We start from the raw sequence: 25125 nt of genomic DNA, 5'->3' as shown, positions 1-25125 counted from the left end.
TTACATGTATCGTCATATTTCAAAACTTAGCCTGCCTTGGCGCGTTTTTTCGGGTCTGGACGAAAGGAAGAAGCTTGGACGCTTTTGGTGCCGAACAGAACGAAATATAACGCAATCGCCAAAAGAGAAACGCAGGCAAGCATAAAAAAGGCATTGCTATACGCGGCGGCCTGCTCATAGATTTGCCAAGGATTCAACCGAACGGTCGCCAAAGCATCGAGTACCTTGCCGATCATAGCGGTGGAAGCCGCTCCCGCCATAAACGTCATCATCGTATAAAAACCCATCCCGATTCCTGCCTGTTCCTTCGACAAGGTGCGGGATACGTTATTGGACATCGCGACCTGAATGAAGGTCTGCCCTATGTTCGCCAAGGCCAAAACGATCCACAGCCACGCCGGAGACATCCCCGACAACGTCGATAAAACGCAAAAGCTCATGAACAAAGGAATGGCCGCCGCATAAAAAAGAAACGAATTCCCCTTCCGGTCAGCCAGTTTGCCGGCCGCCCTCCCTAACAGCGCGGCAGCAAACGCCCCCGGGAACAGAACAAAGCCAATATACGCGGAAGAGACATGGTTCACGTTGGAAAGCAGCTGCGGCGCGATAAACGGCACTCCCGCACCCAAACCGGCGGCCAGCAAGGCAACGACAACGGCTAGCGAATAATTTTTACTTCGAAACAACGAGGGCTCGATAAAGGGGTCGGCAGCAAACCGGATGCGCAGGAGCAGTAAAACGAATGAAAGCAGGCCGACCGGCAGGAAAATGAGCGAACGGGTAAGCGACAAAAGCACGCAAGCGACCGTACCCGCAAGAAGAACGCCGCCGATCACATCGAGCTTGCTTGCCGTTTTGATCGGTTGATCGTCCAAATGTTTTCGAAAAAAAGGCAGCGTTAGCCAGATCAGGAACGAAAAACAGAACAGCAAACGCCAATGCAGCATGCCTGCCACCAAACCCGCCGCAATCGGGCTCAACGCATTCCCGAGCGCTAACCCGCTGACCAACGTGCCTATTGCGCGGCCGCGCTTTTCGGAAGTAAAATATTTTACCGGGATCAGCATCGAGATGGAGGGAATCACGGCGGCTCCCGCCGCCTGCAGCATTCGCCCGGCAACCAGCATCCCATATTGCGTCGCTGCGAGCCCCGCAAGCGAACCTAGTGACATCAGAATCAATCCGAATGTCAGCACATTTTTCAATCGATACCGATCCGCCAATTTCCCATACGTGACCGTTCCGATCGCATACACGATGCCGTATCCGGTCGTCATCCAGCTGACGTTCGAGGCGGAGAGGGAAAATTCTTCGCTAATCGAAGGAAGGGCCACATTAAAGATGGTTGCATTCATCACGGATATGATCAGCGTAAAAAACATGATTCGAAGCAGCTTTTCCGCCGTTTTTTCCGTCTTCTTCAAAGAGGCATCCACTTGTACCACCCCCTCCCTCATGAACATGTCATACATTTAAACACGGATCGATCTATCAAATTTGACGCCGCGGCTGCCTTTGTTTCCCATTGTATGATTGCGATAAAATAAATGAAAATATATATTTATTTATGTAATGATATACTCGGGTATATGGATAGGAGGGATACACGTGGAATTGCTGCAGCTGAAATATTTTCAAACGGTCGCCCGGCTGGAACATATGACCAAAGCTGCCGAAGAGCTTCATATTGCCCAGCCGGCCCTCAGCAAAACGATCTCACGTTTGGAACAGGACGTAGGCGTCCCTCTTTTCGACCGCCAGAACCGGCAAATTCGGCTGAACCAATTCGGCAAAATCTTTTTGGAGCATGTCGAGTCGGCCCTCTTATCGTTGGAAGAAGGGAAGCGCCAAGTGTTGGAGCAAGCCGGGCTGGAACGCGGGCGCCTGTTTTTGGCGACGACCAATCACAAATGCGACGCCGAAGTGATCGGTTCGTTTTTATCGATGTACCCCAACATTAACCTTCGCCTGACGCAAATCCCGACGGAAGAAGAGAAATTGGATCTCCTTCTTAACGGGGAAGCGGATTTTTGCATTACCTCTTTGCCCGTGGAACATGAGGAAGTCGACAGCATGCCGTTTCTGACGGAGGAAATCTTTTTGGCCGTACCTCCCGGCCATCGCTTCGCCGGTCGGCAGAGCATTGACTTGATCGAAGCGGCGGCGGAGCCTTTCATCAGTTTGAAGGAAGGAAACAGCTTCCGGGAATTAACGAACGGCTTTTGCAGGGAAGCGGGGTTTGAACCGGCGACGATATGCGCCGTGGATGAATTCGCGGTGATTAGCAACTTTGTGCAAAACGGGATGGGCGTTGGTTTTTTGACGGAAACCGCCAAAGAGAAAGACCCTTCTTTAACGCTAGTTCCGATCCGTCAACCCTATTGCCGGCGTTCTTTTCGGCTAATTTGGCTGAAAAAGCGCTATTTGTCGCAAGCGGCGCAAACTTTCCGCGATTTTCTTCTCCAGTATTACAGAGACTTTAACAAACCTCAGTGACGCGTTACAGACGAGGCGCTATCGATGTGGAGCGTGCATATTCCAAAAAAACACGAGGGCGAGGTCGAAAGTAAAAATGACGAAACAGACGGATGCAGCACGGCATGCCGAAACGGAAGCCGCGAAACGTCCCAAAGGTACGATCCTCGAAATCCTGGGAGCATCGGCGAAACTCGGATTGACGTCGTTTGGCGGGCCGATCGCCCATTTGGGCTATTTTCGCAATGAATACGTCAAGCGCCGGAAATGGCTGGACGAAAAAAGTTATGCCGACCTGGTCGCCTTGTGCCAGTTCCTGCCGGGACCGGCCAGCAGCCAGGTCGGGATCGCCATCGGCATGATGCGCGGCGGACTGCCGGGCGGGATCGCGTCCTGGATCGGTTTTACGCTGCCCTCCGCTTTGGCGTTGATGCTCTTCGCTTATCTGCTTGACCATGCCGACGTCAGCGGCGCCGGTTGGCTGCACGGGCTGATGATCGCCGCCGTCGCCGTCGGCGCCCAAGCCGTCTGGGGCATGGCCCGGAGCCTGGCACCCGACCGGAACCGGGGCACCATCGCCATGTTGACCGCGGTCATCGTCTTGGTATGGCCTTCTGCTTACACGCAGTTGATCCTTATTGCTGCCGCGGGGCTGGTCGGCCGATGGTTTTTGACTGCATCCAACGTTCCGGAAATGCCTCGTCTGGGCATAGCGATCCGCCGCCGTACGGCGGTTGCCGCCTTGGTCGTGTTTGTCGGCCTGCTGCTGGGATTGCCGCTGCTGCGGTCCGTTTCCCCTTCCCAAGGCTTGGCGCTGTTCGACTCCTTTTTCCGCGTCGGTTCGCTCGTTTTCGGCGGCGGCCACGTCGTGCTTCCGATGCTCCAAGCCGAAGTGGTTCCCGCTGGCTGGGTCACGAAAGCCCAGTTTCTTGCCGGATACGGGGCGGCTCAAGCGATCCCGGGACCCTTGTTCACCTTCTCCGCTTATTTGGGCACCGTCATGAACGGCTGGGCCGGAGCGGGCATCGCCTTAATCGCGATGTTCCTTCCTTCTTTTCTGCTGGTTACCGGTGCGCTGCCGTTCTGGGATACGATTCGCAACCGTCCTCATTTCCAGTCGGTGTTCCAAGGGATCAACGCCGCCGTGGTCGGCATTTTGCTTGCCGCGCTGTACGATCCGGTGTGGACGAAAGCGATACATACGCCTTACGACTTTGGCCTGGCCCTCGCCGCATTCGGCTTGCTCATGTTATGGAAGCTCCCTCCGTGGGCCGTCGTTTTGTTTTCCGCAGCCGGCGGGGCAGTGATCTCTTCGTTTGCGTAAGTCACGATCAAGATACCTACATAACAAAACACCCCCTGGAATCCATCGGATCGACTTAAACGTTCCAATGTTTATTCCAGGGGGGTCTCTCTATTGCTGCCCGCTTGTTCGTTGCGATTCGATATCAGATCAACTTCCGCCGGTACCACTTCTCGCCCCTGAAGCGCCACCAGAAAATCGCCCCGCGCACGCCCCATTCGGTGACCATCGCCACCCAGACGCCCATGATGCCGAATTTCAGCGGGATGGCAAGCACATAACCCAAAATGACGCGCAGCACCCACATCGACAGCAGCGACGTGATCGAGGTAAAGTTCGAATCCCCGGCCGCGCGCAGCGCCGACGGCATGATGAAGCTGGCGGACCAGAAAATCGGCTGCGTGATGGCGATGAGAAGCGTGAGGTTAAAAATGTCCGGAACGATTTCGGCCGGCGGCGAAAACAGATTGACGATCCACGGGAACAGCGGCAAAATGATGGCCGCGATCACGATAAAAAACACCGTCGACAGCCCGATAAAGGACTTGATGAATTTCCGGGCGTCCGGAATGTTGCCGTTCCCGATGCACTGGCCGACCACCGTGACGACGGCGATGCTGAGCGCGCTGCCCCCGATCTGGAACAGGAGCGAAATCGAACCGCCGATCGCGTTCACCGTAATCGCCAGCGTGCCGAGCTGCACGATAAACGTCTGCGTCAGCAGTTTGCCGCCGTTAAAAAACATCTGCTCCGCGGCAAACGGGATGCCGATGATCATGATCTTTTTCAACAGCGAAAAATCGATCTTCAGCGCATCCTTGATGCGGTAGCGAAGCGTATGATTCATGCGGATCAAATAAAACAGCGAAATGCCCATGCCGAGCACCCTTGCCGTAATCAGCGAAATAATAAGTCCCATGATGCCCATATCGAGCACGGTAATGAATAAAATGTTCAGCAATAAATAGGACAGGTTCAAAATCAGGGACAACCCGAGGCACGCTTTCGTCTCCGCCACGCCTCGGAGCGCTCCGGTCACGGCTTGGAACACCGCGATAAACGGGTACGAAAGGCAGCTGCCGATCAGATACAGTCTTGCATTCTGGAAGACGTCGGCTTCCGCCTGCCCGAACAGCAAATTCAGCAAAGGGGTGTGAAAAGCGATCACGAGCACGCACAGCAGGACCGAAATGAACGCCACCGCCGTAATGGCCTGCGCGGCCGTTTTCGATACCATGCTGTCGTTCCCGCTGCCCTTGTACTGCGCCACGATGACGGTCCCGCCCGTCGCGACGGCAATAAAGACGTTCACGAGGAAAATGTTCAGCGAATCCACCATGCTGACCGCGCTGACGGCCGCCACCCCGGAGGAGGCGATCATTGCCGTGTTCAACAGGCTCATTAAAATAATAAAAGCTTGATCCACAAATATCGGGATAATGATCGCGATAATTTGCCTGTAATCAAGCTTGCTTCCGGTAAAATACTTATTCAGGAATACATTCGTTTTCTGTTTGTAATATGGAGCTGGCGTACCCAAAATGTCATCTCTTCTTCCGTGTAGTTTAAAGCGTTCACCGTATTATAGCACGGTTTGGGCGGAATGGATGGGATGGATTCGTTTTTTTCGAAAAAATGCTCCATAGCAACCCTCGCGGCGGTCTATAAAAGGCCCTTCTTCAAACTGCGGAGAAGATGATGGTACACTTCATGCGGGTACAGCCGGAACGCCTCCTGCATGGCCGCGCAGGCCGAAATGATGATATCCGTGCCCTCCGAATTGGGTTCGAAGTCGATGCCGCGCGAAGTCAAGTAGCGAAACATCTCAACTTTTTTCTCCGCGCATTCCCCATCCCCTTGCCTGCAGCGCCCGATCCGCTCGAAGACGGACCGCTTGCAGGCGAGCAGCCCCTTTTTCTCCAACTCGCCTTCGATTTGGGCCACCCGCTCGGGGGAGGCGAATAAACATTCAAACATCGCATCGAAAAACTTGGGGTTTCTGCGGCAGCTTTTCTCCTCTGCGGAAAACTCCAGCCCCATGAAAAACGACTCGACCTCGTCCTGGAACGTATCCAATAGCGGAAAACGCGAGGCGTGCCCGAGGCTTTCCACCAGGTTGACGTAATACCATTTCTGCTTGTCGTAACCCCTTTTGAATTTATTCCATACCTCGTCGCCAAGGTCAGCAAAATCCCTGCGGACGGAGCGCAAATTATGCAATTTGTCCGCGCAGGACAGCTGCCTGGTGGACAGGTCGGCGCTTTTCAAAAATTCCAGCGTATGTTCCTTGCGCGCTTCCCACGACAGGCTTTTGTCCGGTTCGGACGCGCCCTGCACCAGGCGCAGCACCTCCTCGCCGAATCGGCTGCGGATGTCTTCGTCCGTGGTGTCGGTATCCTCGAGCGTGTCGTGAAGCAGGCCGGCCATGACGACCTCCTCCTTGCATTGGGCTTCAAGCAGAATCATCGCCACGCCGAAAGGATGGCTGATATAAGGGATTTCGCTTCCTTTTCTGAACTGGTTCCGATGGGCGTAGGCCGCAAATTCGATGGCTGCGTCGATTCGATTCATGGTTTTTCACATCCTTTGCGAGTATTTTAACCATAGACCAAAGGTACGGCCGGCATTCGATGTATACTCCGATCGATTACCGTTATTATGAACGAACCGTTTCGGGAAGTCGATCCCTATTTTGGACATCAGCTCGCTCATTGCTTTTTTGCCCTTTGCCGGGAAGTTTTAATACTATATTTCGCGTTGCGCGGCATGGTTCTTTTCTGAAAAGAAAAAAGCCGCCGATTAGGCGACTTGCTAAGGAGTACGTGCGTCAAATTCAGGGATTCAGCATATCCAAATCATGCGGATTGTACATGATCCCCAGGACGTTACCGAACGGATCCGTCACCGAAGCCGTAACAAACCCTTGCCCACGATGAGTGACCGGTTCGTATTCTTCAGCGCCCATGCTCTTTAATTGCTCCTGTGCCGCTTCGATATCGTCAACATGCCAGTACATGATGGCGCCCCCGGGAGCTGCCGTGGAACGCGCGGGAGCGAAACGCCGGTCGATCAGGCCCAATTCATGCTGATAGTCCCCGACGCGGAATTCGGCGTAAACGAGCCGCCCGTCCGGTCCTTGCCGCTCAAAATAAGGCTGCATGCCAAGCAGCTCCGCATACCACTTTTTTGCCGCCTCCACGTCATCCGCCCAGTAACTGATCGTCGCAAATCCGCGCAAAGTTTGTTTTTTCATTTTTCGTCCCTCCCAAAATTCATTGGATATCGTCCTCTATGGATAGGATAACGAAACATGACTGACGACTGTATGTCAGTGTTTATGTTTGCCCTCTCAGGAAACCGGCGTCATCGTCGGCGTCTTCGGTCCGCTCCGCAAAGCCCGGGTCAGCTGCAATGTTCCGAGGTAGGCGAGGATCGAAACGAGCAACGCCCCGATCAACGCGATCGTCTGCCCCAGCTCCATGCGTTCGAGAAAACGGTGGGCCGCCAGGCTGGTTACCGTCATGACGATTCCGCCCGCTCCCGCTTTCAGCAACACGCGAAAATCGAAATAAAATCCGATCGTTTGGGCCACGGCAAAAAAATTCAGCACGGTCAGCAGCAGCGTGCCCAGCCCGAAGGCCACCGCCACCCCTTTGATTCCGATGTTGGAGCCCAGCACGAAAATGAGGCTCATTTCGAAAATGTTCGTCATCACATGGTTCCACATGACCGTGGACGCTTTGCCCAACCCGAGCAAAATGGCCTGCAGCGGCTTTTCGAAATAATGGAGAAAAAACAGCGGGGCCAACAGCTGCAGCAAAACGCCTGCTTCGGGGGCGTGATAGATCACGGTCGTTAACGGTTCGGCCCATAAGTACAGGATCAGGGTGCAAGGCACGCCGACGAGAAGCGCGGTGCGCATGGCCATGTCCATTCTGCTGTGCACGAGCTGGCTGTTGTTGTCGACGCTCGCTTCGCTGATGGCCGGGATCAACGCGGTCGAAAGCGATTGGGTAAAAAAGCCGGGGAGAAACAGCAGCGGAATGGCGTACCCGGCCAGCAGGCCGAACTGCTTGGTTGCCATCTCGACGCCGACCCCGAACAGCACCAGGCTTTTCGTAATGACCAGCGGCAGAAACGCGTGGTACAAGGAATGGATGAAGCCGCTGCCCGTCATCGGCAGGCCGATGCGCAGCAGGTCTCTTAGCGTGCGGTCCCCTTTGGGCGATCTTCGGGGGACAAGCGCAGGTTTTTCCTTGCCTTTTCCCCGGTGCGCCCATTTGAATACCGAAAACAGATAAAGCAGCCCGACGCCTTCGCCAACGACGGAAGCGGCCATCGCCCCCGCGGCGGCGTATGCGATCCCGTAAGGAATCAGGATGTTCACGACGCCGATAATGACGACGATCTGCGCCAGGTTTTCGATGATGTCGGATAGGGCGAGCGGGTTCATGTTTTGCCTGCCGCGAAAATATCCCTTCAACACGGCGGACATGGCGATGATCGGAATGATCGGCGTAATCGCAACCATCGCGTAATACGCCCGCTGATCGGCCAAAACGATCGAAGCGATCCATTTGGAGCCGAAAAGGGCCGCCAAGGTCAATACGACGCTCAGCGTGCCCGTGACCGATAAAGATACGGCCAAAATCCGTTTGATCCGCGCTTCATCCCCCTTGGCCTCCGCCTCCGACACGAGCTTCGAAATGGCGACCGGAAGCCCGAGCTCCGTCATCGTAATAAACAACGGCAGCAGCGGATGGGCGATCATGAGCAGCCCGACCCCTTCCGCCCCCAAAAAACGCGCCAGCAAAATGCCGTTCACAAAACCGAGCCCTTTGGTAAAAAACGACGATACGGTCAACACAAACGTTCCGCGAATAAAACTTTGCTTTTTTAGTCCCATTGGTCGCATCCCCACCTACTGTTTGTCCTGTTCTATTTTTTAAGCTTATTCGGACAGGGGGCAATACATGCAGACAAGGTTGCGAAAACGGCCTTATTCCTCCATAAAATTCCTAAAACGCATATCGCGCAACGATCGAGGAAACTCGCCCATTTCAATGGATCGGTAAAATACGTTTGCCAATGGGGGCGCTGCATTCAAACATATATTGTTCTATCGGTGCTGCTAATTCGCTCCGATCTGCTCCGGTTCCCCCCGGGTGAACACTTTAACGCTGACAACCGGCTTCGGATCTCCCTTGAATTTGCAACTGAACGACAATGTCTGCCCGCCTGCGGCTACAGTCGGCGCCTCGGCGGATGTCTTGACGGTTCTCAGGAGATTCCAGTTCTCCGATTATAGATTTTGCCTTCGGAGGCGCCCTCGCAGACCAGATACTCATTGACGGCAACTTCAGTTTCAAAAGTCATAAACGTGCCGTTCGTATAAATCGTCGGACGCTCCACTGTTGCATCTTCATTGCCGTAAGAAGGCATCACGCGCAGGCAGAAACGGAGCGGCTGAGCCGCATACTTGTTGTAAAAGGCTCAGTCAGCACTGCCCGGCTGGCCGGGCTGCAGCTCTTCCGTACTGCAAACGAACGGTTTGGAAATAGCAATCGGATACAGCTTCCATCTCCCCCTTCCCGCTTCCTCCAGATGCCAGTCGCTTTTCGCATCGCAAAGCCGTTGACGCTGCTCCGCGGTAAAAACCTGCGCATGCCGGGCTTCCTCCCAGACACGCACGCTATCGAGCAATATATTGATATTGCCGTTACGCTCAAGTACAGCCATGTCGGCCACCAGTGAGAAGCCGGCGTTAAATCCTGCCGCTTTCGACAGCACCCATTCAATTTCATCCAGAGCAGTCGCTTCAAAGCGCTCCGAAGCAGAACGGATCAGGAACCAGCCAAGCATGGGCGGTATGAAATTTCGTTTGAAATAGCGCTGGTTGCTGAGCCGAAGTTCAAGCTGGCCTTCGCGGGTGCGAGCACCCCACGGTTCACCCCAATTGAAGCGGGTAAATATATGCCATAAATAATTCGGCACAACAATACTCGCATCATTGATGACTTCGCTGCCCCAGCGCTCGTAGCACATATTCACGAACCGGTTGACGCCGTAACCGTCCTGTCCTGTCGCATACAAGCCTTCCAAACCGTCAAACGAGATTTGCTTTAGTCCAGCCTCAGCCAAGTCTGGCTGGTTACGTAATAAGTCCGATACTCCTTGTTATTCGTACCTGGTGCCGGGCAGTTGAGGGGAAATCGAGGTGTTCTGGTTGGGCAAGTTAGAGCAGAGTTTTGAAGCGGGCTTTAGAGAATGCAAAGCTAAAACTCCAAGTAACAGTTTGTTACCTGGAGTTTTGTCCATTACTTGGTATCTCGATGAATTATCGCATAGATTAATAAGGATAAAAAAAGTAACGTTATATAGGTGATTATATACTTTGTAAGTGGCGATTGAGGATTTGATGTGAACGTTGCAAAAGTAATAATGAACGGTAAGGCGACAAAATCCAAGAGATATCTTTTTCGAACCTTGTACATTTTGAATAATTCCTTTAGTCGAAGGTTCAATAGATACCATCTCCTATCGATTGTATTTATGGACGTTCAAACCAAAACTCACCCAACCAATTTTGTTTGAATAATACTCCAGTATCTTTAAAATTTCTATAAAAAGTAGTGATGCCATAGCTTGTAACTGCACCTACAAAAGTAGTAATTGATGTTTCAACTCTTGCTGGGACTTTAATCCCCATTCTTTTACTTATTAACTCCAATACTGTAATTGTACCGAGGGTAACCCCTCCAGTTAGCTGGGCCCGCGAGCACCGAATTTTAAAGCGATCTCTAGCTAATGCACATCTAAAACTCCAAGTAACGGAGCGTTACTTGGAGTTTTAGTCACTATATTCATCAATCGAAATACTAAGGGTGTTGTCTTCGGCAACTGCCTTCGCCAAACCTGATTCATATGAATACTGGTAAGGATATGATTCTTCCAATAGATGAAGGGTGCCCGTTTGGGGTGCCCTGATTTGATTTGACGGAATCTGCTATACTGCGGTCTTTGTAGGCTTGGACAAATATCAGGAAGAGAACCTCAAAACGCTGATTCTCGCTCCCTCCCCTCCATTGAAAAGCGCATACCCCCTCGGCCTCCTCATTCTTTTCGAATGCGGGGGCTTTTTCCTTTGAACGATGATCCAGGCAAAAAATAACATTTTTATATTTGTTATTATTTAATTAGCAAAATAATATAACTTGATTATTGCCATCCACACCCCGTTATGATAGTATATTGACTCGAAAAGGGATAAATAAAGCGATTACATACTTTTCAAATATGATACTCTGTTAGCTTAACAACCGCTTTGTTAGCCCTTTATCTTCTATCAATCAAGGGGAGTTTTCATGAAAAAGTCATCCAAATGGCTGGGCACTACCCTATCGGCGGTATTGATCGCTTCACTGCTGTCTCCCGCCTACGGATCGGCAGCTGCCCAAACGGACCTCAGCGGAATAATCGCCAAGGACCTTACGGGGCACTGGGCACAGGCCAGCGTGCAAAAATGGCTGAGCAGCGGGCTGATCCAGGGCTATCCGGATCACACCTTCCGCCCTAATGCAGAAATCACGCGTGCAGAGTTCGTCTCGCTCATAAATCATTTGTTCGGCTTTGCGGCCCAGTCGAAGGAAGCTTATGCGGATGTCCCCGCCGACTCCTGGTTTGCAAGCGCTTTCTCCATAGCCAGGGAAGCCGGCTACTATACCGGATATCCCGGCAACGCGGCCAAGCCAGGTGAACCGCTAACCCGTCAGGACGCTGCGGTGCTGCTGGCACGGGCGTTTGAATTCAGCGGAAACGAAGCAGCCTCTACCCTTAACTATCCAGACCAAGAGCACATCGGGGTGTACGCCCGCGAAGCGGTCCGGGCGCTCTCCGGTTACTTCCAAGGCTACCCGAACGGGACCCTCCGTCCCGAGGAACCTATTACCCGCGCAGAAATAGTTACCCTGATCGATAAGCTGGTCAGCGCATACTATCCTGCTGCGGGTACTTATACCGCCGGGAAGATTCAAGGCAGTGCCGTGGTGAACCACGGGGGTGTCGTCCTGAAGGACGCTGTCATCCAGGGCAATTTATATCTGGCGCCAGGAATTGGCGACGGCGAGGTCACCCTGGATCATGTCACGGTTCAGGGCACCACTTTCATCGAAGGCGGCGGCGCCCACACGGTCATCGTGAAGGACTCCGACCTCGGCAGCGTTCTCGTCAACCGCCGCGACGGCCAGGTGCATGTGCAGCTGGCCGGCACGACCCATATCGGGCAGCTGGCCGCAAACAGCCCGTCCAAGCTGGACGCAGGTGACAGCTCGAGCATCGACAGTGCCGAGTTCAACCAGCCGGTGCAGCTGAGCCTCGGCGCTGGCGCCTCCATCGCTTCCCTGACCGTGGACCCGTCGGCCGCAGGCACCGCAATCACAGGCACGGGCAGCATCAAGCAGGCGGTGATCCAGGGCATCGGCGTCACGCTGAACGGCAAGGCGCTTCCGCCTGGAACGACCAGCATCTCAGGTGGAGCCGTCAATGCAAGCCCTGCGCCTTCCGGAAGCACAGGCACCACAGGCTCAGGTGGCAGCTCCTCGGGCAGCACAGGCGGCAGTTCCAGTTCCGGCGGAAGCGGAAGCGGCGGGGACAACGGAGGCAGCCCGGCGGAGAACGTCCCGACCGTCAATCTGGTGGACGTCGCCGCGACCGACCGGACCAAGTCGCTGTTCGTCTATTTGAACCAGCTCCGCGGCAAGAACATCCTGTTCGGCCAGCAGCATGCCACGACCGAAGGAATGTCCATCACGGCTAAGGACGGAACCCAGTCCGACACTTTCAACAGCGTCGGTGCCTATCCGGGGCTTTTCGGTTGGGATACGCTGAGCCTGGAAGGCAAGGAAAAACCGGGCGTAGCCGGCAACGCCGAGCAAAGCCGGGACAATCTTGTCGCCGTTATGAAGAAAGCCTACGCCGACGGCGGCGTGCTGACGCTCAGCTCCCATATGCCGAACTTCGTCACCGGCGGGGATTTTTACGACACCAAGGGCAACGTCGTGTCTCACATCCTGCCGGGCGGGGACAAGAATGCGGCGTATAACGCTTTTCTCGATCAGATCGCCGACTTCGCCCTGCACCTCAAAACCGATGACGGAAGGCCGATTCCAGTCATCTTCCGGCCGTTCCATGAGCAGAGCGGAAGCTGGTTCTGGTGGGGGGCTGCTTTTACAACGACCGACGAGTATAAGGAAATCTACCGCTACACGGTCGAGTATCTCCGCGACAAGAAAGGTGTCCACAACTTCCTCTACGCCTACTCGCCGGGCGGCGGTTTTGGCGACTCCGTGGATACCTACTTAAAAACCTACCCGGGCGACGACTACGTCGACATCCTCGGGTTCGACAGCTACTACAACGGCGAGGGCGACTCCTGGTTTAACGGCGTGAAGACGGAAGCCAAAACGGTGTCCCGAATCGCCGACAGCCGCGGCAAAGTCGCTGCCTTTACCGAATTCGGCTACCAGAAAATGAAGGTCTCCGGCAATACGACGCCCGACTTCTACACGAAGCTGGCAAACACGCTCAAATCCGACCCGGACGCGAAAAAGATGGCGTACATGCAAACCTGGGCCAACTTCGGGCCGGATTCGGTTTACGTCCCATATCCGACCGGCGATCCGAACCAGGAGCATGAAATGCTGCCGGACTTCCGGAAATTTTACCAGGATGCGTATACGCTGTTCAGCGACGGCGTGACCGGAGCTTACGATAAAAAGGTCAACACTGCGTCCGAGCGGGGTTTCATGCACATCGCCTCCCCAACCAACCAAAGCACGATCAAAGACGCCTCGGCATTGCTTCGCGCCCGCGTCCTGAATGAAACGCCGGAACGCGTCGCGTACAACATCCAGGGCTCTGACGCCGAATACCCGATGGCGCTGAACCCGGACAGCGGCTACTACGAAGCGGAGTGGACGCCGGCGGCTGGCCTGAACGGCAAAACCGCGGACGTTACCGTCAAAGTCTACGGCCAAAACGGCGCCGTCCTGCATCAGCAAACGAACACCGTGTTCGTAAAAATCGGCGAGGTGCTCGCCGGAGCCTACACCTTCGATACGGCCGCCGACGTCGAAGGCGTTCAATACAACGGCGAATATACCGATTCGCTTACGGAAACGCATGACGGAAGCGTGGGGCACAGCGATTTTAACGGGGGCTCCCTGGTGATCCGGGCCCCGCATTTGAACGGAACCGATTCGTGGCAGGAGCTGAAGCTGGAGCTGAAAAATGCCAAGGCCAAAGCGGGGGCAAGCTCGCTCGCGGATATCAAACGGCTCAAAATGGACGTGTGGGTGCCGGCGTCCGCCGGGGAGGCCAGCGTAAACGCCAGCCTGCGCGCGGTCGGACAACTGCCGCCGGATTGGAGCAATAAATACGGCATGGATACGACGTATGTCCCGCTCGCTTCCCTGCCAAAGGAGACGATCGACGGCGTGGAATACGTCAAATTCAGCCCGACGATCGATTTTACGAATGCGGACGCCTTGGCGGCAGCCGACGACATCGCCTTGTCCATCGTGGGCAGCGGGCTGGATGCGGGCGGCGAAGCGCTGCCGGTCTATGTCGATAACATCCGCCTTTACAACGCTTATCACGAGACATCGGGAGACCCGGCAATGGTCGACGACTTCGAGGGATATCTGGGAAGCAGCGACGCCCTGGCCGGCAAGTTCGTGCATGCCGGCGGCGACCCGGCGAGCGCTGCGCTGGACGGCACGCATAAGCATGGCGGCAGCTACGGGCTGAAATACACGTACACTTTGGCGGGCAGCGGTTACGCCGGCATCACGAAAGCGATGAACGGCGCCGATTGGTCCGGCTTCAACGCCCTGCAGTTCTGGTACCAGCCGGACGGCCAAGGACAGAAGCTGGTGATGCAAATCAACGTGGGCGGCAAAACGTACGAATATTACCCGGACACGAAAACGACCGAACCCGCACTGATCACCGCGCCGTTCAATGAATTCAAGCCCGCCAACGGCGCAACCGGCACGCTGACGAAAACGAACCTGAAGAACGTCCAGGCCTTTTCGATTTACACCAACGCCGTGCCGGACGGCCAGCGGCTGACGTCGTCCATGTATTTTGACGACATCCATGCGCTGCTAGATCCGAACGCCGGCACCGTGCCCAGCGGCAGCGAAAGCGGCGGCATCGCGCCGGGCGTGCTGTTCGATTTTAACGACAACATTGCCGGCTGGACGTTGAACGACAACACGCTGGGCGCGGACAACCTCGCGAACCCCGAGGACGGCGGCAGCAAGGTGCTCAGCGCAGATTTCCCGGCCACGGCTCCCGGCGGCCAGCATTTCGAGCTTGCCTACATGAGCGACCAAGACCTCAGCCAAGGCAACACGTTAAAAGTTCGCGCCCGGGTCGCCGGCGGCACCGCCAAAGCCAAGCTGTTCATCAAAGCGGGAGCGAACTGGGCCTGGGCTTCAACCGATGAAGTGGAGCTGACCGGCGAATACCAGTGGATCACGCTCAGCCTGAACGGCAAGGATTTCAATGGCGAAGCCATCGACAAGACGCTAATCAAAGCGGTCGGCCTGCAAATCTCCTCGCCGAACGGGCAAGGCAAAATGACGGTGTACGTGGATGACGTGACCCTGGACGAAAAGGAGCCGGCTGCCGGAACGGACGAAACAAGCCTTCCTGAAGAGAGAGCAGCCGGGGAGGAACCAACCGGCCACACGGAACCACCCGTTCAGGAAAAGCCAGCAGGAGAAGAAAGCGGCACGAGCCAAGAAAATGTTCCTCCCGGTGAAGACGAGGGGCTATGATAAACCAAATGGATTAAAAACGGACGTTTGCCTGAAGCACGCACCCGCAGGCTGTCGAGAAGGTTCTCGGCAGCCTTTTTTATGCACGATATATTGACTTTTTTGCTCTGGCGGAGAAGCCTGATTTATGCATACTTAGGCCAGCTCCTTTTATCCGGGATTATGCCTCATATTATAGTGGTCCGATGTGCAAATATAGATACGGTTTCCCTACCGAAACTGCGGCTTCAGCATTTCATCAAAGTAGGTGCGGCGGGCTTCTTCGCTGTCAAACTGTAGCATAACTTCAGCCGCATCGCTATATGCCCGACAACGTTTCGAACTCCGGCCGGTATAATACATCAGGCCAATATAAACGATGATGACATACAAGCTCCATGACCTAAAAGAAAGCTGATGAACAAGCGCCAATCTTGATGTCCAAAATATAGCCCACAGAAAGACGATGAACCCTACTTTGACGATCGTTTCATTAAAAAGCAGCCTGTTCTCGCTTCGGAGCTGCCTGGTGATAATTTCATCCTTGGTCATGTACAAGTAGCTTTCACATGCTTTGAGGTAATGTTTGTTATAAACTTTCATTGCTCTTCCCCACCGGTCCCCTTACTCGATCGATATGCTAAAAAGATTACTAAGGAATCAATTCTCTATTTTCAAATAAATCCCTTCTATAGCAAAAGAAGCCGACTTCCCGAGGGGGAAGAAGGCTTCTTCATTTTTCGACTTTCTAACCGCATTGCATGTAAATCACAAATTCCCGCCTTTCACTTAAACCCCGTAAAAGCCGATCCCGACTGCATATAATACTTCTGCCCGAAAAAATAAAGCAAAATCATCGGTATCGCCATAATCGTCGACGCGGCCATCAGCTTTTCCCACTGGGCCCCGTGATCCTGCTGGAAGCCCTGCAGGCCGAGCGTCAGCGTCCATTTGGCGGCGTCGTTCAAATAAATGAGCGGCCCCATAAAATCCGTGTAGGCACCCACGAAGGTAAACAATGCCACCGTCGCTAACGCCGGCTTCAACGTCGGCAAAATGATTTGCGCGTAAATCCGGAATTCCGACGCCCCGTCCATTTTCGCCGCCTCGGACAGCTCTTTGGGGACGCCCAGGAGAAACTGCCTCAACAAGAAAATATAAAACGGCGCCCCGAAAAACGCCCCGATCGTCAGCGGCAGCATCGTGTTGATCCACCCGAGCTTCGCAAAAATGATGTACTGCGGGATCAGCTGCACCTGCGACGGCAAAATCATCGTGGCGAGGACGATCGCAAAAATGATTTTGCTTCCCGCCCATGGAATCCTTGAAATGGAATACGCGACAAGCGGCGCGGCAAACAACTGCCCAATGATACATACCACGCAGATCACCAGCGTATTCAGCATGTATCGGCCAAACGGCACGGTTTCGAACGCGGCCTTATAATTTCCCCATTGAAAGGATTCCGGGATGATCCGCGGCGGCAGCTCGAAAATTTCATTGGACGACTTCAGCGAGGTGAACACGAGCCACACGAAAGGAAACAGAAAAAATATCGCGAACAGGATCAGCATTGCATGCGGAAAAATCTTCGTACGAAAAAGCTTGGCGGCGCCCATCCGTCATTCACCTCCATAATAAACCCAGCGTTTTGAGGTTTTCAGCACCAGCAGCGTAATCAGCATGACGATGATGAACAAAATCCAGGCCAGCGCGGAAGCGTAACCCATTTTCAAATGGATGAACGCTTCCTGGTACAAATTGACGGCGTAAAACAGCAACGACTGCCCGGGCCCGCCGAGCGAGCTGCCGCTGCCCGCTTTTCCGCCCGCCAGAATATAGGATTCCGTAAAAATTTGGAACGCGCCGATCAGGCCCATAATGAGCTGGAACAGAATAATCGGCGACAGCGCCGGTACCGTAATTTTCCAAAACCGATGCCACCAGTTGGCGCCGTCGACTTGGGCCGCTTCGTAATAGGTTTGCGGAACGCCTTGCAGCGCGGCCAGAAAAATGAGCGCGCCTGCTCCCGAACCCCAAAGCCCCATCAGAACGAGGGAAGGCTTCGTGAACCGGGGGTCCAGCAGCCAAGCGGGATCGGGCAGGCCGACCCAACGGAGGAACATGTTGACCAGGCCGAAATCCGGGTTCAGCATCCAGGTCCAGAGCAAGGCGCTGGCCACGCCGGGAATGACCGCCGGAAGATAAAACATCGTGCGGTAATAGTTGATTCCTCTAACCTTGAAATTCAGCAGCATGGCGATGAGCAAAGAGCTGAACAGCGTGATCGGCACGGATATAAACGCCATGAACAGCGTATTCGTGATGGATTTATAGAAACTCCGATCCTCCATGATCGCTTTGTAATTGTCGATGCCCACCCATCTCGGGGGGTTAAACAGGTCATATTCCGTCAAACTGAAGTACAGGGAACTGAAGAAAGGATATACGGTAAAAATCAGGAAACCGATGATCCATGGGGAAGCGAAGACGAGCCCGAGCCAAAAGTAACGCCATTCCCTTCTCGTCCATCCCTTTTTCCTTGAAGGCGTTTTGCCGGAGATGGAGTCTATCATCTACCCGTCCTCCTCGTGATTCGAATGGGATCTAACCCGGCCATGCAGCGGCTGAGTTAGATCCTGATTCCGGATTATTTGACTAGCGGCTGAATTTTGTCCTTCACCCTTTTTAACCCTTCGTCCACGCCAACTTCTCCGCGCAGAATCGCATTGTATTGCGTCGTGAACTCCGTCATGTACTCCGCCGAAAACGACGTCGCCGGGAAGGAGTGCAGGTTCGGGCTCGACGAATATTGCAAAAATTCCTGGAAACCCGGCACATCCTTATAGATTTCATGCTGCTGCAGCGAGGTTCGGGTCGGGAGGTTGCCGATGGCCGCGGTAAACTCCGCCATTTGCTCCGGCTCCGTGAGCCATTTCAGGAACTTCCAGGATTCGTCCGGATGTTTGACGCCTTTTGGAATATAAAACACGCTGGTGGTCACATTGCCCGGATGTTTAAGGCTCGGGTTGTTTTCGTCGTAAGGAATCGGCGCGATGCCGTACTGCAAGTTCGGGGCGTATTGTTTGATGAACGTCGGCAGCCATTCGCCGTCGATCGTCATCGCGTATTTGCCGGTGAAAAACGGATTTTGCGGCGACATGTATTGCCCCAGTCCGGACGCAAACCGGTCCAGCTCCTTCGATCCGAATTGATCCCAAATCCCTTTGCCGAACTCGACGGCCGCTTTGACGCCCGCGTTGTCCGGCGTGACCTGCTTGTTCTCGGCATCGTAATAAGAACCGCCATAAGCGTAGCTGAACGTGAAGGCGTCTACCCCCGGCCACAGGCCGAGCCGCTGAAGTTTGCCTCCATTCTCCTTGACGCTCAGCTTCGCGATGTATTCTTTAAGCTGGCCCATCGTTTCCGGCGGACCGTTCAGGCCTGCTTTTTCCAGCAGCTCCTTGTTGTAAAACAGCATCGAGACGTGCATCGCAATCGGAAGCGCGTACGTTTTTCCGTCGGACTGGGAAGAGCTGAGGGCGGCGGGCACAAAATCGCCCAAATCGACGTTGTCCTTCTTGATGTAATCGTCCAGCGGCATCATGGCGCCCCGCTCGCCCCACGGCACGACATCCTGGCCGAAGTTGGACGCGATATCGGGCGGATTGCCGCCCGTGATGGCCGTCAGCTGCTTTTGGTAATCGCTTTGCGACAGCCCCTTGACCCGGATATCGGGACGGATGTCATTCCATTTTTGGATCAACTTTTCAAGCGCTGCGGCTTCCGTTCCGGTCCATCCGTACCAAAAGCTAAGCTCCACCGGTTCTTTTTTGGCATCCCCGCCCGCCGGCTCGCCGCTTTCGCTGCCGGAGCCCGCAGGTTTTTTGCCGCCGCAGCCGGATAAAATCGCAAGCAACAAAACGAACACAAGCCCCCATATACTCCCTTTTCGCTTCATGTCTCTTCCCTCCTTGAGTCTTATGACAGCAACACCAGCGAATAACGCCTGCTGCGATCAGTTACCCTAATGGTAGCATGTAAGCGCTTTAGTTAATTTCACTATTGTATCGATAAGTTGGATTATCGTTAAAATCAAACCGGCTTGTTCGTCGCCTGTTTCCGGTACTGGTTGGGCGATATGCCCGTGTATTTTTTGAAAATCCTGCAAAAGTAAGCGAGCTCGTTGAACCCCGTGGCATAACAGACATCCGTGACCGACATCGACGGGCGCTGCAGCAGGACAAGCGCGTTGGAAATGCGCAAATCGACGAGATAGCGGTTAAACGTCTTGCCCGTCCACTCTTTGAACAGCCTGCAGAACGTCGGCTTCGACAAATTGGATACGGCGCACACATGCTCCAGCTTGATGTCCTCATGCGCGTTTCGTTCGATGTATTCAACGACTTGATTCATCGTGTCCCGGTACCTTTCGATCTTTTGGAATCCGGCCCGGACCATCTCCCCGTTCACCTGGCGAATGATCATCGACAACAGCTGCAGCAGATTCGCTTTCAGCACGATTTGAAAAAACGGCGCGCGTTCCTCGTATTCGTGGAGCATGTCCTGAAGCAACGCGCGGATTTTCCCGTCCGTCACGCCGTCGAACGCGATCTGCGAATGGGCGGAGGAATCCGAATGCAGGAAATGCTTCAGGTAGTTCGCGTCAAAAAACGCCCGATCCGCGGACGGATCGTCGAACCGCTCGTTGATGAACGCCGGCATGAATTCGCAGCCGAAAATTTCGGCCTCTTCCTCGAAAGCCTGGATGCGGTGCAGCGTAAAAGGAGGCACGAGAAACAGGTCCCCTTTTTTGATCCGGTACTGCCGGGAGCCGAACGTGTGCAGAAATTCGCCTTTGGATACGTACCAGATTTGAAAATAATCGTGAAAATGGGTGGACAAGCTGACGAGGGAATCCATCCGATACAGCTTGCAATGCAAATCTTCCAGCATCTCCAGCTTGGAGTTGAAATAAATGACCCCTGCGCGGGTCAATTGGTCGATATCGGACTTGTTCATCCGGTCATCACTCCTCTCCGCATAGATCCTTCCCGGTAACGGCAGCCTCATGGTTTTCAATCGGTTTTCCCGTTTTGCAACCCGATACGTTAGTACAATCATTCCTCTCGAAAATCGAATACAATGGAGCCCTGAAAATGAACAATCGGGGGAGTTGAATCGGTATGACGTCAAAAATCGCTTATTTGGATGGGGTTAGAGGTTTGGCGGCTTGCGTGGTCGTCGTTTCTCATTTTTTTCAGGTGTTTGCGCCGTCGGTGTTTGAAGGAAAACCGGAAATCGCCCACTTTGCCTTCGAAGGGCTTGCCGCGCGGACGCCGCTCAACCTGCTGTTCAACGGCAACTTTTCCGTCTGCGTCTTTTTCGTCTTGAGCGGTTTTGTGCTCAGCTGGCGGTTTTTTCACACGAAAGACCGGATACATATTTACTCCTCCGCGCTGCGCAGATATTTTCGCCTGGCCGTTCCGGCGGCCTTGTCCGTTTTCCTCGCCTACGTTGTCATGGTGCTGGGCTTAGCCTATTTCGACGATATTCGTCAAACGACGTCGTCTTCGATGCCCGATCCGTTTGCGGCCAGCCCGGACGTCCTCGTCATGGTTCAAGAGGCCTTGTTCCATACGTTTTTTAGTTACGGGTCCGCTTACAATCCCGTATTGTGGACCATGACCTATGAGCTGCTCGGTTCCTTCCTCATCTTCGGATTTCTCCTGACCATCGGCCGGTTCAGACTTCGGGTCGCCGCCTATGCGGTCCTGGCCGTGATTTTTATCGACTCGTATTACCTGGGTTTCGTTTTCGGCATGGCGCTTAGCGACCTGAAGTATAGCGGCCGGGATCGGCTGGCCTTCCTCCGGCGGCCTTGGACCACCCCCTTTCTGCTGTGCGCCGGCTTATATCTCGGTTCCTACCCCTACGTTGGCGTCGAGGGCACCATCTATTCGATCCTCACCTGGCCGAACTCGTCCAACTTTTCGTTTTTTGTGTTTTACCACACGCTAGGCGCCTGTTTAACCCTGACGGCCCTGCTGATCTCGCCGCGCCTGCAATCGTTTTTTAGCCGAAAACCGTTCTCCTACCTCGGCGACCTTTCCTTCTCCTTGTATCTGCTCCACTTTACGATCCTCTGCTCCTTGGGAGCTTTTATCTTCGATCGGCTTCACCCCCGTTTTCCTTACGGCTTTAGCGTGGCGCTCACCGTTCTGCTAACCACCCCGATCATGTTTGCTTTTGCCCATTGGTTTTATCGATTTGTCGATGCCGTTACCCTTTCCGTGCTCGGCCGGTGGAGCAAGCGTATCTTCGAGCCGATGGTTCGGAAAAAGGCGCGTGCTGTGAAGGCGGAAAAAACCGAAAGCATGTAGAAAAAAAGCGGCGCTTTCCGGCGCACTTTCCCATGCCAAGGCTTACATCGGAACGATCCAAAAGAAGACGCGTCCCAAGCAAAATAAGCAGCCATCCCCGGGTCTTCCCGGAAATGGCTGCTTTCTATGATTCGCGCTTATCCGCTTTCCGGCAGCTCGATCCATTGATATGGCTGCTTTGCGGCGATAAGCCCGTTTTCGATGATACTGATGACGGCAATCGTCTCGGCGGGCGGCACGGCAGCTTCCCCGGTCTCGAAAAACCTGGCCAAGTCCCGTATAAAGCTCTGGAAAAAATCCGATGCCGGCTGCACGACGCGGCAGGCTCCCGAGGCGTAGTTGACGGCCATCGTAAACGGACAGCCCGGACCCGGCTGCTGGATCGTCGCCTGCCGGCCGCCCGAGAACTCGATCAGCAGGGCCGGCGCGGCCGCCGTGCCGGTGTACATGACGCGTTTGGCTTCCGTTCCCATCAAGGCCACGATCGGCTCGATCTGGTGAATCGAGTAGTTTTCCAGCAAACCCGGGCCCCAGCTGGAGATCACCTGGATGCCTTCCCTTTCGACCTCCGCGTATTCGGCGGCATACCGCAGCGCGGATGAAGAATACAGCGGCGTCCGGTGCCGCGCGGCCCGCTCGAACAAACGCAAGGCCGCCGCCCGGTCCGGGGCGAACGTCTTGTCGATGTAGGTCGGCTTCCCCGAAGCGAGCGGCAGCTCGGCAAGGGCCTCATGCTGCTCCGGGTTGTCGGGCGACAGCACGATCAGATAGTCGCTTCGGGCAACCACCTCTTCGATCGTTCCGCATGGCGTCACGCCGTTTTTGGCGCACCACTCCTTGTTGCTCAGCCCATGCCCGGCGTCCTTCATGCCGTATGCAAAGGCGACCTCCATCGCGCCTCCGGTGGCATCCCGAATCCATGCGGGATATTGATTGGCATGCCATTCGTCCAGGTAATAATCGATAAAGCCGATTTTCTTCATGCCAGCGCTCCCGCTTCCAGCAGGGAAATCTCGCGGCCTTCTTCCGAGGAACGGTAAATGGCCTCGATCATTTGGGCGGTCACGATCACCGTGTCAATATGCGACGGCAGCTTTTCCCCGGAATGGATCGCGGCGATAAAGGCGTCGATCTCCTCCTGGAAGGCATCGCTTTTCGGATAGTTCGGCGTGCTTTCGAGCAAAGCGCCATGCTTTGCCGAATAAAGCGTGAACTCCTTGCCGTACTTCAGGCGGATGCCTGCCTTGTCCCCGAGAAAATCGATGTACATTTCTTCTACGCCGATATTTTGCGCCCATGCGCCGTTGACCGTGATCGACGGTCCTTCCGTGCGGATCATGGCCGTCACGAAATCATCCACGTCATAGCTGCCTTCGTAATTCGGAGGGCCGGCCCACATGTTCAGGTAAGCGTAATTCTGCATGTCCGTGCCCAGCTTGGAGTACGCCTGTCCCGTCACCGTTTTCGGCCGCGGATCGCCCGCGCAATACATGACGATATCCAGGAAATGAACGCCCCAGTCGATCAGCGCCCCGCCCCCGGCAACCGCCTTGGTCGTAAAATCGCCCCCAAGCCCGGGAATCGAGCGATGCGCGCGGAAGCTGACGACGACGTGGTACAGCTCGCCAAGCTCGCCGCTTTCGATCATCTGCTTGATAATGTTGACGCCTTTGTTGAAGCGGTTCACGACGCCGATGTTCAGCGTTTTGCCGGTTTCGTGCTGCACCTTCTGCATCTCCAGCGCTTCCTTGTACGTTCTGGCCGCCGGCTTTTCGCACAGGACGTGTTTGCCCGCGCGCATGCAGTCGATCGCGATCGGGGCATGGACATTGTTCGGCGTGCAAATCGATACCGCCACCACGTCCGGATCCTCCAAAATGACGCGGTAATCCTCCACCGCCGTGCCGCAGCCGTACTTCTCGACCGCCTGTTCGGCCCGTTCCTTGCGAATGTCGCAGAAATACTTGATCTCGGCGTCCTTATTGGCCATATAAGCCGGAATGTGCGCGCCGTTGGCGATCGTTCCGCAGCCGATCACGGCCACCATCGTTTTTGTCATCGCTTTTTTCCCCTCCGATTTTTGAACCCGGCAAAGGCAGCTCCGGATTGCGTATAGTATTGACCGGAAACGTGATCCGAAAATAGCTCCATCCTCCGCTGAAGCCGGCAGCTTTTTCATTCGTGACCCGTTACGGCCAATTACTGACATGTTACCATGAAAGCGGTTTATTTGACTTCAAAATCGTATATGAAAATAGGATTATCGTATCCGTTTCGCCCGCGGCCGAGCTCGCCCGGGAACGGAAGCGGATCAGGCATATGCGCCGTCATTTTAAAAAATTATGCACCAACGGATGGGCTTATTCCCTCGCAGTTTATGGCCCGCGCCTTCCACTTCCGGGCCTTGTTATCCGCAATAGAAAAAGCGGCAGCGATGTTCTGTAGCTTCATCGTTCAGCCGCTCTCCCGTTATATTTGTGTGCGCCTTGTCCCTCTCAGGACCTCCTTCTCGCCATGCTACACCATCACCATCAGCACCTCCAAATAATGCAGTCTTTTTGCCGATAAAGTAATAAAGAATCAAAAAACAAGAAAGAGGTCGATTCGTATCGTTCCATTTGAGGTCATTATTATCATCATTGCCGCTGCCGTATTAATGATTGGTTCTGAATGGTTCAATTATTCAAAATTTAAAAAGGCCTTGATTATGCCTCTACCCGGGCTTGTAGTTAGCAAGAAATGGTCTTTTCTTAATGAGTGGGCATTGACAGATAGGCTTTATCAGTCCTATAAAAAACTGCCTTCTGGTAAATTTAAATTAGTGAAAATGCGTGTTATGTCACATGATGTTAAAATAGCCCCTTTCAACAAACAGTCGATGCTTTTATAAAATTAGTGTTAACTATTGGATTAGCAGTATTAGGCGTATTGGTTACACTTTCAATCGCCACTTTAAATTTCATAAATGGTAATAGTGAAATGAAAAAAGACTATAACTTAAGGGTTCAAATGTTAATTGAGTGTTTTGCATAATTCCGTTTCAGAGAAGAAGCGATAGCATATTCACTGTCGTTAAGGGGTAATTTTCGAAAATGGTATTATATGGATGAAGAAAAGGGCAGACTTGCAGAATTTTAGAACA

General features: G+C 54.0%; 18 protein-coding genes. 4 read left to right on the top strand and 14 right to left on the bottom strand.

Going from position 1 to position 25125, the window contains the following annotated elements:
• Nucleotides 1–26 precede the first annotated feature (26 nt).
• A complete protein-coding gene (locus KI367_RS16210) occupies nucleotides 27–1436 on the bottom strand; it encodes an MFS transporter (RefSeq protein WP_306433245.1) in 1410 nt (469 codons plus the stop codon).
• 172 nt (nucleotides 1437–1608) lie between these two features.
• On the opposite strand from KI367_RS16210, the gene KI367_RS16205 reads away from it, so the two are divergent.
• A complete protein-coding gene (locus KI367_RS16205) occupies nucleotides 1609–2496 on the top strand; it encodes a LysR family transcriptional regulator (RefSeq protein WP_212950910.1) in 888 nt (295 codons plus the stop codon).
• A gap of 76 nt (nucleotides 2497–2572) precedes the next feature.
• A complete protein-coding gene (locus KI367_RS16200; protein ID WP_212950908.1) occupies nucleotides 2573–3799 on the top strand; it encodes a chromate transporter in 1227 nt (408 codons plus the stop codon).
• A gap of 124 nt (nucleotides 3800–3923) precedes the next feature.
• Here KI367_RS16200 and KI367_RS16195 read toward each other — a convergent pair whose 3' ends face one another.
• The 6 genes from KI367_RS16195 to KI367_RS16170 form a co-directional block, all read right to left on the bottom strand.
• The gene (locus KI367_RS16195; protein ID WP_212950906.1) at nucleotides 3924–5318 is read right to left on the bottom strand and encodes an MATE family efflux transporter; all 1395 of its coding nucleotides are present in this window, start codon (nucleotides 5316–5318) and stop codon (nucleotides 3924–3926) included.
• Nucleotides 5319–5440: 122 nt separating this feature from the next.
• Nucleotides 5441–6349 carry an HD domain-containing protein gene (locus tag KI367_RS16190; RefSeq protein ID WP_212950904.1) on the bottom strand — a complete coding sequence of 303 codons (909 nt, stop codon included), beginning with the start codon at nucleotides 6347–6349 and terminating at the stop codon, nucleotides 5441–5443.
• 262 nt (nucleotides 6350–6611) lie between these two features.
• Nucleotides 6612–7031 carry a VOC family protein gene (locus tag KI367_RS16185; protein WP_212950902.1) on the bottom strand — a complete coding sequence of 140 codons (420 nt, stop codon included), beginning with the start codon at nucleotides 7029–7031 and terminating at the stop codon, nucleotides 6612–6614.
• A gap of 96 nt (nucleotides 7032–7127) precedes the next feature.
• Nucleotides 7128–8684, bottom strand: a complete 1557-nt coding sequence (spoVB, locus tag KI367_RS16180; RefSeq protein ID WP_212950901.1) for a stage V sporulation protein B — start codon at nucleotides 8682–8684, stop codon at nucleotides 7128–7130.
• Between the two features lie 587 nt (nucleotides 8685–9271).
• Nucleotides 9272–9871 (bottom strand): hypothetical protein, encoded by a 600-nt coding sequence (locus KI367_RS16175; RefSeq protein WP_212950899.1) that lies wholly within the window; start codon nucleotides 9869–9871, stop codon nucleotides 9272–9274.
• Nucleotides 9872–10328: 457 nt separating this feature from the next.
• The gene (locus KI367_RS16170) at nucleotides 10329–10487 is read right to left on the bottom strand and encodes a hypothetical protein (protein WP_212950897.1); all 159 of its coding nucleotides are present in this window, start codon (nucleotides 10485–10487) and stop codon (nucleotides 10329–10331) included.
• Between the two features lie 655 nt (nucleotides 10488–11142).
• On the opposite strand from KI367_RS16170, the gene KI367_RS16165 reads away from it, so the two are divergent.
• Nucleotides 11143–15621 carry a glycosyl hydrolase gene (locus KI367_RS16165; RefSeq protein WP_212950896.1) on the top strand — a complete coding sequence of 1493 codons (4479 nt, stop codon included), beginning with the start codon at nucleotides 11143–11145 and terminating at the stop codon, nucleotides 15619–15621.
• 210 nt (nucleotides 15622–15831) lie between these two features.
• Here the strand turns inward: KI367_RS16165 and KI367_RS16160 are convergent, their stop codons facing one another.
• The 5 genes from KI367_RS16160 to KI367_RS16140 all read right to left on the bottom strand — a co-directional run bounded on the left by KI367_RS16160 (nucleotide 15832) and on the right by KI367_RS16140 (nucleotide 20622).
• Entirely contained in the window at nucleotides 15832–16203 is a 372-nt protein-coding gene (locus tag KI367_RS16160) for a hypothetical protein (RefSeq protein ID WP_212950894.1), read from the bottom strand.
• Nucleotides 16204–16385: 182 nt separating this feature from the next.
• Nucleotides 16386–17219, bottom strand: a complete 834-nt coding sequence (locus KI367_RS16155) for a carbohydrate ABC transporter permease (protein WP_212950892.1) — start codon at nucleotides 17217–17219, stop codon at nucleotides 16386–16388.
• 3 nt (nucleotides 17220–17222) lie between these two features.
• Nucleotides 17223–18176: a carbohydrate ABC transporter permease gene (locus tag KI367_RS16150; protein ID WP_212950890.1), complete on the bottom strand. Its 954-nt coding sequence runs from the start codon at nucleotides 18174–18176 to the stop codon at nucleotides 17223–17225.
• 74 nt (nucleotides 18177–18250) lie between these two features.
• On the bottom strand, nucleotides 18251–19561 hold the full coding sequence (locus KI367_RS16145) for an ABC transporter substrate-binding protein (RefSeq protein ID WP_212950888.1): 1311 nt from the start codon (nucleotides 19559–19561) through the stop codon (nucleotides 18251–18253).
• A gap of 134 nt (nucleotides 19562–19695) precedes the next feature.
• A complete protein-coding gene (locus KI367_RS16140; RefSeq protein WP_036711385.1) occupies nucleotides 19696–20622 on the bottom strand; it encodes an AraC family transcriptional regulator in 927 nt (308 codons plus the stop codon).
• Nucleotides 20623–20786: 164 nt separating this feature from the next.
• On the opposite strand from KI367_RS16140, the gene KI367_RS16135 reads away from it, so the two are divergent.
• On the top strand, nucleotides 20787–21983 hold the full coding sequence (locus tag KI367_RS16135) for an acyltransferase family protein (protein WP_036711382.1): 1197 nt from the start codon (nucleotides 20787–20789) through the stop codon (nucleotides 21981–21983).
• A 137-nt stretch (nucleotides 21984–22120) separates the two neighbouring features.
• Here the strand turns inward: KI367_RS16135 and KI367_RS16130 are convergent, their stop codons facing one another.
• Together KI367_RS16130 and KI367_RS16125 are read right to left on the bottom strand one after the other, a co-directional pair.
• Nucleotides 22121–22966, bottom strand: a complete 846-nt coding sequence (locus KI367_RS16130; RefSeq protein ID WP_212950886.1) for a Gfo/Idh/MocA family oxidoreductase — start codon at nucleotides 22964–22966, stop codon at nucleotides 22121–22123.
• A complete protein-coding gene (locus KI367_RS16125) occupies nucleotides 22963–24042 on the bottom strand; it encodes a Gfo/Idh/MocA family protein (RefSeq protein ID WP_036711473.1) in 1080 nt (359 codons plus the stop codon). The genes KI367_RS16130 and KI367_RS16125 overlap by 4 nt, the downstream gene beginning before the upstream one ends.
• Nucleotides 24043–25125: the final 1083 nt, after the last annotated feature.

The sequence above is a fragment of the Paenibacillus cookii genome (assembly GCF_018333375.1).
Classification (GTDB): Bacteria; Bacillota; Bacilli; order Paenibacillales; family Paenibacillaceae; genus Paenibacillus_AQ; species Paenibacillus_AQ cookii.
The sequence above is the reverse complement of the archived record's forward strand: the minus strand, read 5'-3'. Positions and strand labels throughout refer to the sequence as shown.